At 63.3% G+C, this 12,441-nt stretch carries 12 protein-coding genes; 7 read left to right on the forward strand and 5 right to left on the reverse strand.

Annotated features, from left to right (window positions below; translation table 11 throughout):
• Positions 1-18 precede the first annotated feature (18 nt).
• Genes ASD83_RS11495 through ASD83_RS11525 form a run of 7 tightly spaced genes read left to right on the forward strand, consistent with a single transcriptional unit; the run spans position 19 to position 6,966 of the window.
• Positions 19-978 (forward strand): ABC transporter permease, encoded by a 960-nt coding sequence (locus ASD83_RS11495; protein ID WP_056310971.1) that lies wholly within the window; start codon positions 19-21, stop codon positions 976-978.
• Entirely contained in the window at positions 978-1,820 is an 843-nt protein-coding gene (locus tag ASD83_RS11500) for an ABC transporter permease (protein ID WP_056310973.1), read from the forward strand. The genes ASD83_RS11495 and ASD83_RS11500 overlap by 1 nt, the downstream gene beginning before the upstream one ends.
• Positions 1,817-3,547, forward strand: a complete 1,731-nt coding sequence (locus tag ASD83_RS11505) for an ABC transporter ATP-binding protein (protein WP_056310975.1) — start codon at positions 1,817-1,819, stop codon at positions 3,545-3,547. The genes ASD83_RS11500 and ASD83_RS11505 overlap by 4 nt, the downstream gene beginning before the upstream one ends.
• On the forward strand, positions 3,544-4,536 hold the full coding sequence (locus tag ASD83_RS11510; RefSeq protein ID WP_056310977.1) for a serine hydrolase domain-containing protein: 993 nt from the start codon (positions 3,544-3,546) through the stop codon (positions 4,534-4,536). The genes ASD83_RS11505 and ASD83_RS11510 overlap by 4 nt, the downstream gene beginning before the upstream one ends.
• 5 nt (positions 4,537-4,541) lie before the next feature.
• The gene (locus tag ASD83_RS11515) at positions 4,542-5,666 is read left to right on the forward strand and encodes an anhydro-N-acetylmuramic acid kinase (protein WP_056310979.1); all 1,125 of its coding nucleotides are present in this window, start codon (positions 4,542-4,544) and stop codon (positions 5,664-5,666) included.
• A gap of 2 nt (positions 5,667-5,668) precedes the next feature.
• A complete protein-coding gene (locus ASD83_RS11520; protein WP_056310980.1) occupies positions 5,669-6,088 on the forward strand; it encodes a GNAT family N-acetyltransferase in 420 nt (139 codons plus the stop codon).
• Positions 6,088-6,966, forward strand: a complete 879-nt coding sequence (locus ASD83_RS11525) for a DMT family transporter (RefSeq protein WP_156385931.1) — start codon at positions 6,088-6,090, stop codon at positions 6,964-6,966. Before ASD83_RS11520 ends, ASD83_RS11525 begins: the two co-directional genes overlap by 1 nt.
• Before the next feature lie 197 nt (positions 6,967-7,163).
• Here ASD83_RS11525 and ASD83_RS11530 read toward each other — a convergent pair whose 3' ends face one another.
• From ASD83_RS11530 to ASD83_RS11550, 5 genes are all read right to left on the reverse strand, one after another.
• A complete protein-coding gene (locus ASD83_RS11530; protein WP_056310984.1) occupies positions 7,164-8,075 on the reverse strand; it encodes a TIM barrel protein in 912 nt (303 codons plus the stop codon).
• Between the two features lie 19 nt (positions 8,076-8,094).
• Positions 8,095-9,207 carry an ABC transporter ATP-binding protein gene (locus ASD83_RS11535; RefSeq protein ID WP_056310986.1) on the reverse strand — a complete coding sequence of 371 codons (1,113 nt, stop codon included), beginning with the start codon at positions 9,205-9,207 and terminating at the stop codon, positions 8,095-8,097.
• Positions 9,208-9,214: 7 nt separating this feature from the next.
• Positions 9,215-10,132, reverse strand: coding sequence for an ABC transporter permease subunit (locus tag ASD83_RS11540; protein WP_056310988.1), 918 nt, complete (start codon positions 10,130-10,132; stop codon positions 9,215-9,217).
• Positions 10,133-10,142: 10 nt separating this feature from the next.
• The gene (locus ASD83_RS11545) at positions 10,143-11,027 is read right to left on the reverse strand and encodes an ABC transporter permease subunit (RefSeq protein WP_056310991.1); all 885 of its coding nucleotides are present in this window, start codon (positions 11,025-11,027) and stop codon (positions 10,143-10,145) included.
• A 69-nt stretch (positions 11,028-11,096) separates the two neighbouring features.
• Entirely contained in the window at positions 11,097-12,437 is a 1,341-nt protein-coding gene (locus ASD83_RS11550) for an extracellular solute-binding protein (protein ID WP_056310992.1), read from the reverse strand.
• Positions 12,438-12,441: the final 4 nt, after the last annotated feature.

Below are 12,441 nucleotides of genomic sequence, written 5' to 3' on the forward strand. Positions count from 1 at the left end.
TCCGGGAGACCGCGTTCAATGAATTATGTGGCGCAACGCCTCCTGACGTTCCCACTGATCCTGCTCGGGGTCTCGGTTCTCGTCTTCGTCTCGATCCGCCTCGTGCCGGGCGATGCGATCACCGCCATGCTCGGCACCGAAGCCGGGCTTCTCACCCCCGCTCAACGCGCCGCCCTCGCCGCCTATTTCGGCATCGATCAGCCCATCTGGTCGCAATATCTGCGCTGGCTCTCCGGCCTCTTCCAGGGCGATCTCGGCATTTCGTCCATTTATGGCCGCCCGGTCTTCAGCGTCATTCTCGAGCGCTTTCCGCTGACCCTGCAACTGGCCCTCATGTCCATGGTGATCGCCCTCGGCGTCGGCGTGCCCCTCGGCGTCTTCGCCGCCACCCGCAATGAAAAGCCCAGCGACCTCGTCGTCCGCATCCTCGCCATGCTCGGCCAATCGACGCCAAGCTTCGTCATCGGCGTCCTCATCATCTATGTGCTGTCGGTCTTTTTCGGCGTGGTCCCCGCCATGGGCACCTTCACGCCGCTCTTCGTCGATCCCCTCGCCAGCATCAGCCAGTTGATTTTCCCCGCCATCACCCTCGGCTTCGCCTTCGCCGCCTCGGTCACCCGCATTTCCCGCTCCGCCATGCTCGACGTTTTGAGCGACGATTATATCCGTACCGCCCGCTCCAAGGGTGCCTCGCAGCGCAGCGTGGTGTGGCGCCACGCTTTGCCCAATGCGCTCATCCCGGTCGTTACCCTCTCCGGCGTCGAGTTCGGCTATCTCCTCGGCGGCGCCGTTATTGTCGAACAGATTTTTGCCCTGCCCGGCCTCGGCCGCCTCGTTCTCGATGCCATCACCCAGCGCGATTACGCGCTTGTGCAAGGCACCGTCCTCTTCATCGCTTTCAACTTCCTCGTGGTGAACTTGCTCGTCGATCTCGCCTATGTCGCGCTCGATCCGCGCATCCGGATCGGGGGGCGCTGATGTCAAAACTGTTCCGCGCCTTCCTGCGTCACCCCTCCGGACGCATCGGCCTCGCCATCATTTCGCTCTATCTGCTTGCCGCCATCCTCGGCACGCTGGGCCTCACCCCGCATAACCCGCTCAAACTCTTCGCCATCGATCGCCTAAAACCGCCCAGCGCCACCTATTGGTTCGGCACCGACCTTCTCGGTCGCGACACGTTCAGCCGCCTCATGGTCGGCATCAAGCAGTCGATGATCATCGCCTTTTCCTCGGTCGCGCTCGCCACCCTCTTCGGCACCGTCATCGGCCTCCTCGCCGCCTGGTGGGGCACCCTGTGGGATGGCATTCTGATGCGCATCATGGACGTGCTGCTGGCCTTCCCGGCCATCCTCCTCGCCCTCCTCATCATCGCCATTGTCGGCCCCGGCACCTCGACCAGCGTCGCCGCCATCGCCGTGGTCTATACGCCCATCTTCGCCCGCGTCGTCCGCGGCCCGGCCCTATCGCTGAAGCAACGCGACTTCGTCGACGCCGCCCGCACTTTTGGCAGCTCCCAGCCCTATATTTTGAGCCGCCACCTACTGCTCAATCTCGTCGCCCCGCTCGCCGTGCAGGTCACGCTCGCTCTCGCCTGGGCCCTCCTTACCGAAGCCGGCCTTTCCTTCCTCGGCCTCGGCACCCAGCCGCCCACCCCTTCGCTCGGCCTTATGCTGGCCGAAAGCAAGAACCTGATGACCCAAGCCCCCTGGCTGATGATCTTCCCGGCTTTGACCATCATGCTCGGCATTTTGGGCTTTAACCTCACCGGCGATGCCCTGCGCGATATTCTCGATCCCCGCATGGAAAGGAGAGAAGCATGACCCCCCTTCTTTCCGTCCGCGACCTCCGCGTCGGCTTCGGCCAGACTCCGGCCGCCAATGAAGTCGTCAAAGGCGTCAGCTTCGACCTCGCATCAGGCGAAACCCTCGCCATTGTCGGGGAAAGCGGCTCGGGCAAATCCGTCACCGCCCTCTCGGTCAATCGCCTCGTCGATTTCGGCGGCGGCCACATCACCCATGGCTCCATCCTCCTGCAGCGCAGCGACGGCTCTGTTCTCGATGTCGCCAAGTCAGACGAAAAAATCCTCCGCACCATCCGCGGCCGCGATGTCGGCATGATCTTTCAGGAGCCGATGACCTCGCTCAATCCGGTGCACACCGTCGGCGCCCAGATCGAGGAAGCCTTCCGCCTCAATCGCGGCCTCCACGGCGCCGAAGCCGAGCGCGCTGCCCTCGAAGTGCTCGACCGTGTCCGCATCCCCGACGCCAAATCCCGCCTCGGCTATTACCCGCACCAGCTTTCCGGCGGCATGCGCCAGCGCGTCATGATCGCCATGGCCCTCGCCAGCAGCCCACGCCTTCTCATCGCCGACGAGCCGACAACGGCCCTCGACGTCACCGTGCAGGCCCAGATCATGGCGCTCCTCGCCGAGCTCAAAGCCGAAACCGGCATGTCGATGATCTTCATCACCCACGATATCGGCCTCGTCGCCGGCATTGCCGATCATATCATGGTCATGCAGCACGGCCTCGCCGTCGAGCAGAACACAACCGACGCCGTGCTCGACAATCCCCAGCACGACTACACCAGACACCTCCTCAACGCCGTCCCCCACTTCACCTCCGGCAAGGCTGTCCGCGCCGACAACGAGCGCACCGAAACGAGCGAACCCATCGTCAAGGTGGACGACCTCGTCGTCCGCTTCCCGGTGAAAAAAGGCCTCTTCAAACCCAGGGGCGCCATTCATGCGGTCGACGGCGTCAGCTTCGATCTCATGCCCGGCGAAACCCTCGCCATCGTCGGCGAGAGCGGCTCCGGCAAATCCACCACCGCCCGCGCCATCCTCGGCCTCAATGAAAAGCACCGCGGCGCCATTGCCACCAAGCCTGGCCGCTCGCGCCGTCCCATCCAGATGGTCTTCCAGGACCCCTTCGCCTCGCTCAATCCGCGCCTCAATGTCGAAGCGCTCCTCGCCGAACCGGCCATCGCCAATGGCCAGAAGCTAGACGACGCCTTGCGCACCCGCATGCGGTTCCTCCTCGATCGCGTCGGCCTCCCCGCCGATGTGCTCACCCGCTATCCCCACCAATTCTCCGGCGGCCAGCGCCAGCGCCTCTGCATCGCCCGCGTCCTGATGCTCAACCCCGATGTCGTCGTGCTCGATGAAGCCGTCTCCGCCCTCGACGTTTCGGTGCAGGCCCGCGTCCTCGATCTCCTCGTCGATCTCCAGCACGAGTTCAGCCTCGCCTATCTCTTCATCTCCCACGACATGGCCGTGGTCGAACGCATCGCCCACCGCATCGCCGTCATGTATGCCGGCCAGATCGTCGAAATCGGAGAAGCCCGCTCGGTCCTATCCGACCCGCAGCACAGCTACACCAAGCGCCTGATCTCCGCCGTTCCCGCCGTCGAACGCCGCCGCCAGCACTTTGCGCTCGACGCCACCCAGGTTCCCTCCCTCGTCCGCCCCGCCGGCTACGAACCGCCCCCGGCCAACTGGCGCGAGGCCGGCCAGGACCATCGCGTCCGCATCGAAGAAGCCAAATGAGCAAGCCGCAAGCCCAACTGGACCGGGCGTTCCCCGCCCTCGAACAAGCCATCGCTTCCGGCCGCATTCCCGGCGGCGTCCTCGGTGTGATCGACCGCGACGGCAACCGCGCCACCCGCGCGATTGGCTCCGCGCAGACTGTCCCCACCAGTCGCCCGATGACCGAGGACTCCTGGTTCGACCTCGCCTCGATCAGCAAAGTCGCCTTCACCACCGAGCGCATCCTCGCCCTCGCCGAAGCCGGCACCATCGATCTCGACGCGCCGCTGACCACCGTCCTGCCCGACTACCGCCACTACAATCTCGACAATTGGGAGCGGAAGATCACCTTCCGCCAATGCCTCGGCCACCAGACGCCCTTCCCGGCCGTCTTCCCGCTCTATACCTATGGCCGCGACCCGGACCTGCTGCGCACTTTCCTGCTGCAGCACGAATTCCCCGCCGGCCCCGCCGTCTATTCCGACATCAATTTTATTCTCTTGGGGTTAGCCCTCGAACGCATCCACGGCAAATGGCTCCGCGAGCAGGACCCCGGCCCCGGCTTCGCCTGGTCCGCCGATCCGCAAAACGCCGCCGCAACCGAACTCTGCTACTGGCGCCACCGCGTCCTCGCCGGCGAAGTCCACGACGACAATTGTTCGGCCATGCAGGGCGCCGGCAATGCCGGCCTCTTCGGCACCGTCCATTCCATGCTCGATTTCGCCTTCGACAAACTGACCAACGCCGGCCCCGACGCCCTGATCCGCACGCCCCTCAGCGCCCGCCGCACCCATGGCTGGGAGCGCCCCTATGATGGCTGGTCCGGCGGCGACAATTGCACAACCGAAACCATCGGCCACACCGGCTTCACCGGCACCGGCATCTGGATCGATTTCGCCCGCGGCCACGCCTGGACCCTCCTCACCAATCGCGTCCACCCCACCCGCCATTTCGACAGCGGCATTTTTGCGCTGCGCCGGGCGGTCGGTGACCGCATCAACGCCGAGTAAAACACATGACCTTTGAACCAATCTGGGCCGTAGGCCTCATGACCGGCACGGTGCTCGACGGCAATATCGACGTCGCCCTCCTCCGCACGAACGGCGAAACCGTCGAAAGTTTCGGCGCCTATACCCTCGCGCCCTATCCCCAATCGATCCGCGACCAGCTCGAAGAAACCCTCGCCCAGGCCCGAACCTGGGCTTTTGACGGTCCCGAGCCCGCAATCTTCGCCGAAGCCGAAGACGCCCTCACCCGCGCCCAATCCGCCGCCGTCGCCGCCCTCGTCAAAGACGCCGGCCTCAAAAACGCAGACATCGGCGTGGTCGGCTTTCACGGCCAGTCGGTCCTCCACCGCGCCCCTCAACCCGACCGCATCGGCGCCACCCGCCAGCTCGGCAATGGCAAGCTGATGCACGACATTCTCGGCATTCCCGTCGCCTATGATTTCCGGGCCGCCGACGTCCGCGCCGGTGGTCAGGGCGCCCCCCTCGCCGCCCTCTACCATCAGGCCCTTCTCAAAAAGATCGGTGCCACCGACGGCAAAACCGCCGTGCTCAATCTCGGCGGCGTCGCCAATGTCACCTTCTGGAATGGGCGAGACCAGCTCATCGCCTTCGACACCGGCCCCGCCAACGCGCCGATCAACGACTTCGTCAAAAGCCTCGGCCTCGGCGACATGGACCACAATGGCGAAATGGCCCTCCGCGGCACGGTCGACGAAGAGCGCCTCGCAAAACTCCTGACCCACCGCTACCTCAGCGCCCCCTATCCAAAATCCCTCGACCGCTTCGATTTCCTCTCGACCATGGCCGATGGCCTCTCTGCCGAAAATGGCGCCGCCACCCTCACCGCCTTCACGACGGGCGCCGTCGGCAAAGCCCTCGACCTCCTGCCCCAGCGCCCCGAAAAGCTCGTCGTCTGCGGCGGCGGCCGGCACAACCCTGCCATCATGGCCATGCTGAAAACCCGCGCCGGCGTAGAAGCTGTCCCCGCCGAAACCGTCGGCTGGCGCGGCGATGCCATCGAAGCCGAATGCTTCGCCTTCCTCGCCGTCCGCGTCCTCCGCGGCCTACCGATCAGCTTTCCCACCACCACCGGCGCACCCCATCCGCTGACCGGTGGCGTACTCGCCGCCTGATCATGGTTGTTTCCATCGAGGTCACCGAAAATCCCAGTGCCGAGGCGCTCGACCGCATCGGCAAGGGCCTCACGAGCTTCAACGAAGCCGATGCCGGCCCCGCCGATCGCCGCCCCCTTGCGGTGCTGGTGCAGGACGGAGATGAAAACCTCGTTGCCGGCCTGTCCGGCTACACCGCCTGGGGCTGGCTTTACGTGCAATGGCTCTGGGTCGCCGAATCCCAGCGCGGCCAGCGCCTTGCCGGGCAAATGCTCGCCGCCGCCGAACAGGAAGCGCGTGCCCGAGGCTGCCACGCCGCCTATATCGACACCTTCAATCCGCACGCCCTTCACGTCTACCAGAAGGCCGGCTACACGGTCTTCGGCGCCCTGCCCGACTTTCCCAAAGGCCGCACCCGCAGCTTTCTCTATAGGGATCTCTAGTGAAATCTCTCAGCGGCATGCTCTTTTGCGCCTCCGGCATCGTCCTGATGTGCTGCATGGATGCCACCGCCAAGGCCCTCGGCGCCGATCTCACCACCTTTCAGGTCGTCTTTCTGCGCTATCTCGGCTCGGCCATCTGGCTCACCCTCTGGATCGTCCTCACCGGCGCCTCCTGGCCCAAGCGCACCGACCTCGGCCGTCAGGCCCAGCGCGCCGCCCTCCTCGTCGTTACCGCCACGATGTTCTTCTACGCCGTCACCCACCTGCCCCTCGCCGTCGTCGCTGCCCTCGGCATGACGGCCCCGGTCTATGTCACTCTCCTCGGCGCCATTTTCTTCCACGAAAAGATCGGCCCCACCGCCTGGCTCGCCCTTGGCCTCGGCGCTGCCGGCTCCGCCACCATCATCTTTGCCGGCCAGACCAGCAGCTTCGGCGCCATCGAAGGCAACGCCCTGGCCTGGGCCGCCGCCCTCCTCGCCCCACTCACCTATGCAATCGTGGTTGCCCTTCTAAAACACCACTCCAGCCGCGAAGACCCGGCCGCCATGACCATGGGCCAGTCCCTCCTCGCCGCCATTTTCGTATCCCCCCTCGCCCTCGGCGCCTGGCCCGCCATCACGCTTGAAATCGCCGGCCTCGGTACGCTGATCGGCCTCCTCGGCGCCGTCGGCTTTCTCCTCCTGATCAACGGCCTCCGCCGCGTCCCCGTCAGCGTCTTCGCCGTCCTCGATTACACCGCGCTCATCTGGGCCGGTCTTTTGGGCTTTTTCTTCTTCTCCGAAATCCCCGGCCCCCAACTCTGGCTCGGCGGCAGCCTGATCATCGCCGCCTGCGTCCTCAACTCCCGCCGCGCCGCCGCGCCGCAACCGGCAAGCTAAGGGGGGGGCTCGCCTCCTTCCCCAGCGCCTACCAACCCTCGATTGTCACCCCGGCGAAGGCCGGGGCCCATCCTGAGATCTCAAGATGGATCCCGGCCCTCGCCGGGATGACAGAAGGTGGGTAGGCGTCCCCAGTCATAAAAAGATCGGGCGCCGGCACATCGCCGACGCCCACTCTCATTGAACCAACCTAAGCCTTACTGCGCCGCTTCCAGTTCCTGCGCCCCAAGCCCCGCCAGCACCCTCGCCCGACGCAGGCTCTCCGGCTGCTCGGCGCGATAGCGGCGGCCCACTTCCATCATCAGCACCGTATCGGGCAGGAATGTCAGTTCCGAGAAAATCCGGTCCCAATCGATATCGCCCCAGCCAAGCGGCATATGCAGATCGCCAATCCCCATCGCCGTGTTTTCCTGCGGGTGGTACGGCTTATAAAACCCCTGCGGACGGCCAAAGCTGTCATGGACATGGAGGTGCCCTGCAACCGGCGCCATGGCAGCGATTTCGCTGAAGAAGTCGAGCCCGCGATAGGTCGCCTCGATATAGGCATGACTGAAATCGATCAGCGCCACCACCTGCGAATGGTTGACCGCCTTCACCGTCTCAGCCACCTGGCGCGGCGTCTGACGATACTGGCCCAGCTCAGTCGTAAAGATGTTCTCAAGCGCAATGCGCACGCCGTAGGGCCGGGCGAAGTCAGCAAGCTCCGTCAACGCCTCGCGCTCACGCTCATCGGCGCCGGCACGTTCGGCAATCTGGTCGGCGCGCAGGCAACCGCCATGCTGCACCAGCACGCGCGCATCGACGCGATCGCACACCTCCACCAGCGCCTTGGCAGCATCCATCTGATAGCGCTGGGTCACCGGGTCCATGAAGTTGGACGAAACCAGGCCATGCACCGTGTAGCGGAAATCGAACTGGCTGGTGATGGCAACCAGGCGCTCGGCGCGCTCGGGAATGATGCGGCCGCCCGAGATCAGGTCAAGGCTCGTCAACCCCAGTTCGACCGTGTCGACACCCATTTCGGCGAGCGCGCGCAGGTCGTCATGAAAGCTTTCGAATTCGCCGTCGGTAGAGCCGACATTAAAGCCGGTGCCGATGATATTGCCCATTGGGGCCTCCTCAAAAAAATCAGGCAGAAACGCTGGTCGTGGCGCGAACCGGGCGACCGTCATGGTCAACCCGGCGGCCGTTGCTGTGATCGAAGACGTGAATGTCGCTTTCGCTCAGCGCGAAATGCACCGGCATGCCGGTAGCAAGCGGATCATTGCCGCCATCGACGGCGATGATCGGGCTGCCATCGGCCCGCGCATAGACGAGGCGCGAGGCGCCGAGCTCTTCGGTATAGTCGACCACCGCCGCTATGGCGCCCTTGTGGCCGGCATCGACACGGCGCACCAGTTCGGGGCGAAAACCGATGGAAACTTCCCGGCTCAAATGCGCCTTGGCCAGCCCCGGCAGGCCGATCATGCCGCCCTTGCCATGGCGGAAATAGCCATCCTCCCCGAAGAACCCCCGAACCAGATTCATCGCCGGAGAGCCGATAAAGTCGGCAACGAAGAGGCTAGCCGGGTGGTGATAAACCTCGGACGGTTTTCCGACCTGTTCGACAAACCCCGAATTCATCACGATCAACCGGTCCGCCAGCGTCATCGCTTCGGTCTGGTCATGCGTCACGAAAACCGAGGTGACCCCAAGGCTGCGATGGAGATTGCGAACCTCGGCGCGCATGGCGACACGCAGCTTGGCGTCGAGGTTGGAAAACGGCTCATCGAATAAAAAGACCTTGGGCTCACGCACCATGGCGCGGGCCATGGCAACGCGCTGGCGCTGGCCACCTGACAGTTCGCCCGGCTTGCGGTCGAGATAGGGATCAAGACTGACAGACTTGGCCACCTTGAGCACCTTCGCCTCGCGCTCACCCTTGGGCATGCCTGCGACCTTGAGGGCATAGCCGATATTCTGGCGCACGCTCATATGCGGATAAAGCGCATAGTTCTGAAACACCATGGCGCAGCCACGTTCGCGCGGCTCAAGCGCATTGACCACCGTCCCATCGATGGCAATCGTGCCCTCGGAAATCTCTTCGAGCCCGGCAATCATGCGCAGCAGCGTAGACTTGCCGCAGCCCGACGGCCCGAGGATCACGACGAATTCGCCTGCCTCGATCTCGACATCGACACCGTGAATGACGTCGTTCTTCTGATAGCGCTTCTTGACGCCGGAAAAGCTGATCGCAGCCATAAAAGTCTCACTTGTCTCGGGTGATGAGGCCGCGCACGAACCAGCGCTGCATGAGCGCAACGACGAGCAGTGGCGGAAGCATGATGATGAGGGCGCCGGCCATGGTGACGTTCCAGTCGGGCGTGCCGTTCTGCGTCGGGATCAGCGCCTTCAATTGCATGACCACGGTGCCATAATTGGCGCGATCCGTGGTGATCAGCAGCGGCCAGAGGTACTGGTTCCAGCTCGACACGAACATGATGGTCGCCAGCGCCAGCATATTGGTGCGGCTGAGCGGCAGGAGCACGTCGAAGAAGAAACGCACGGGGCTCGCCCCATCCATCTTCGAAGCCTCGATCAGTTCATCGGGAATGGTCATGAAGAACTGGCGATAGAGGAACGTCCCCGTCGCCGTCGCGACCAGCGGCAGGATCAGGCCGGTATAGGAATTGAGGAGGTTCCATTCGAGCCCGATACGGACACTGGTAACCGCCTGCACCAGGCCCGTAATCCCCAGCGTATCGAGCACGAACTGAAACGGCAGCAGCGCATTGGCGGCAATCGCATAGGTCGGCACGATGCGCACTTCGAGCGGCAGCATCAGGGTGATAAAGATCAGCCAGAAGCAGACCATGCGCGCCTTGAAATCGAAGAACACGATGGCAAAGGCCGAGATCGAGGCGAGAATGATCTTGCCCGCCGTCACCCCGATGGCAACGATGAAGCTGTTGATCATTTTTGGGCCAAGGTCGGCGCGCAGCCACGCCGCCTGGATATTTTCCCAGAGGTGCGAAGATGGCCAGAGCACGATCGGTACCCGGCTGACTTCCTGCAGCGACTGGCTTCCGGCGACGACGACGATCCAGAAGGGCACCAAGACGACCAGCAGCCCGAGGGTCATGGCGGCATAGGTGACGATATTGAAGATGGGCGAACGTTCGATCATCTGAGCATCCTCAATTGTAGTGGACGCGCTTTTCGACCCATTTGAACTGGACGAAAGTGAGCGCGATGACGAGCAGCATCAGGACGATCGACTGGGCAGCGGCGCCCGAATAGTCGAGGCCTCTGAACCCGTCGATAAAGAGCCTGTAGACCATCACTTCGGTCGACCCGACCGGGCCGCCCTCGGTCATCGTGTCGATGAGGCCAAAGCTGTCGGTAAAGCTCGAGATCAGGTTCATGATCAGAAGGAAGAACACGGTCGGCGCGATCAGCGGCAATTGCAGGTCGAACATGCGCCGCAGCGGACGCGCGCCATCCATCGCCCCGGCCTCGGTGATCGAGCGCGGGATCATCTGCAGGGCGGCAAGGAAGAAGATGAAATTGTAGCCGATGCCGAGCCAGGCATGGCAGATGATGATCATGGCGAGCGCATGGACGCCATTGGTGGATGGGTCCCATATGCCGGGCCAGATCTGGTTGATCGAGCCGATAATGCCCGATTGCGGGGCAAAGATGAACCGGAACGCCACGCCCGCCGCCGGCGCCGCAATGGCATAGGGCCAGACATAGACCGACTGGAAAAGCTTGGTGCCCTTGAGCGAGCGATCAACGAAACACGCCAGAAACAGCGCCACGGCCATCGACAGGCCCGTCGTGCACATGGCGTAAAACGCGCTGCGGACGACAGTCGCCCAATATTCGCGATCCCGGAAGATGGCGATGAAATTATCGAGCCAGACCCAGCTATTGCCACCGCCCCAGGGCTGTTCGAGCGTGAACGCCCAATAGAGGGCCTGCGAAGTGGGCCAGTAGAAAAACACCAGAACCAGCAGTAGCTGCGGGCCAATAAGCAGCCAAGGCAGCACCGGGTTACGGTAAAAGGCGCGTCGTTCCATCGCCGTCTCCAGAAGAAAATAGAGAAAGCACGGACGGCGAAAAACCGTCCGTGCGATCAGATCAAGCGATCAGGGGAGCTGGGCGCCCTTATAGGTCTGCTCGAAGCGACGGAGGATTTCGTTGCCCTTGGCGTCGAACGCCTGGAGGCTCTCGAGCACCGGCGCATTGTTGAACAGCACGTCCTGCATGGTCTTGACCATTTCCTGGCGGATCGAGGCATAGTTGCCGAGGCGGATACCGCGGCTATTCTCGGTCGGCGGGGTGAAGGTCAGGCTTTCAACGGCCAGTTCGCGGCCCTTATAGGGGGCTTCGTCATAAAAGCCGTTGGCCTTCATGGCTTCAAAGCCGGCCATGGTCACCGGAACGTAGCCGGTGATGGTCGACCAGGTCTGGGCCTGTTCGGGCTGGGCGAGGTAGTTGAAGAACGCGGCCGCGCCCTTGTATTCCTCTTCCGACTTGCCCTTGAGGGTCCAGAGCGAAGCGCCACCGACGAGCGAATTGGTGCGTTCGGTGCCTTCCCAGATCGGCAGCATGGCATTAGCCCAATGCACGCCCTCGGCGGCCTGCTTGCCAAAGGTGCCGTGATCGGCAACCGAGGACGAAGTGATCTGGCACTTGCCGTTGACGAAGGCGTCATTGGCGGTTTCGCCGGCGTCCTTGGACTTATGAACGATGATGCCTTCATCGTACATTTTCTTGATCCAGGTGAGCTGGTCGACGAACTTGCCCTGGCTCACGACCATTTCGGCATCGAGACCGCCAAAACCGTTGCCCTTGGTGGCGATCGGCTGGTTGTGGATAGCGGAAAACTGTTCGAACCACTGCCATGCGCCCGACGGATCGAAAGCGATCGGGCATTCATAACCGGCGTCCTTCATGGCCCGGGCGACGGTTTCGACTTCTTCCCAGGTCTTGGGCGTGCCTTCAAAGCCAACCTTGGCCAGCGCGTCGGTGTTGTAATAGATGACGGCGGTCGAGTTGTTGAACGGCAGCGACAGCATTTCGCCGGTCGAGGTCGAGAAGTAGGAGGCGATACCGGAGAGGTAGTTGTCCCAGTCGATCTCGTAGCCGTTGGATTCCATCAGTTCGCGGATCGGCATATAGGCGCCCGAAAGCATCAGGTCGAGCGTACCGGCATCGAAGATCTGGGTAACGGTCGGCTGCTTGTTGGCGCGATAGGCCGCAATCGTGTTCTGCAGGGTGTTGTCGTAGTTTTCCTGGCTGACGCAGACGATCTCATAATCGGCCTGAGATTCGTTGAAGCCGCGGCACATGTCCTGCACGCGCTCGCTGAGATCGCCGGAAAGGCCATACCAGAATTCGAACTTGGTCTGTGCCATGGCAGGTGCGGTTGCCAGTGCGAGCACGGCGATGGTGGACGCTGCACTGAGCAGCCTTGTGCGAGTCATTTGA

Origin of the sequence: Devosia sp. Root685 (assembly GCF_001427875.1) — a bacterium.
Classification (GTDB): Bacteria; Pseudomonadota; Alphaproteobacteria; order Rhizobiales; family Devosiaceae; genus Devosia.

Coding starts and splice junctions, on each gene's coding strand:
- ASD83_RS11495 (WP_056310971.1), top strand. CDS start 19: ATGAATTATGTGGCGCAACGCCTCCTGACGTTCCCACTGATCCTGCTC.
- ASD83_RS11500 (WP_056310973.1), top strand. CDS start 978: ATGTCAAAACTGTTCCGCGCCTTCCTGCGTCACCCCTCCGGACGCATC.
- ASD83_RS11505 (WP_056310975.1), top strand. CDS start 1,817: ATGACCCCCCTTCTTTCCGTCCGCGACCTCCGCGTCGGCTTCGGCCAG.
- ASD83_RS11510 (WP_056310977.1), top strand. CDS start 3,544: ATGAGCAAGCCGCAAGCCCAACTGGACCGGGCGTTCCCCGCCCTCGAA.
- ASD83_RS11515 (WP_056310979.1), top strand. CDS start 4,542: ATGACCTTTGAACCAATCTGGGCCGTAGGCCTCATGACCGGCACGGTG.
- ASD83_RS11520 (WP_056310980.1), top strand. CDS start 5,669: ATGGTTGTTTCCATCGAGGTCACCGAAAATCCCAGTGCCGAGGCGCTC.
- ASD83_RS11530 (WP_056310984.1), bottom strand. CDS start 8,075: ATGGGCAATATCATCGGCACCGGCTTTAATGTCGGCTCTACCGACGGC.
- ASD83_RS11535 (WP_056310986.1), bottom strand. CDS start 9,207: ATGGCTGCGATCAGCTTTTCCGGCGTCAAGAAGCGCTATCAGAAGAAC.
- ASD83_RS11540 (WP_056310988.1), bottom strand. CDS start 10,132: ATGATCGAACGTTCGCCCATCTTCAATATCGTCACCTATGCCGCCATG.
- ASD83_RS11545 (WP_056310991.1), bottom strand. CDS start 11,027: ATGGAACGACGCGCCTTTTACCGTAACCCGGTGCTGCCTTGGCTGCTT.
- ASD83_RS11550 (WP_056310992.1), bottom strand. CDS start 12,437: ATGACTCGCACAAGGCTGCTCAGTGCAGCGTCCACCATCGCCGTGCTC.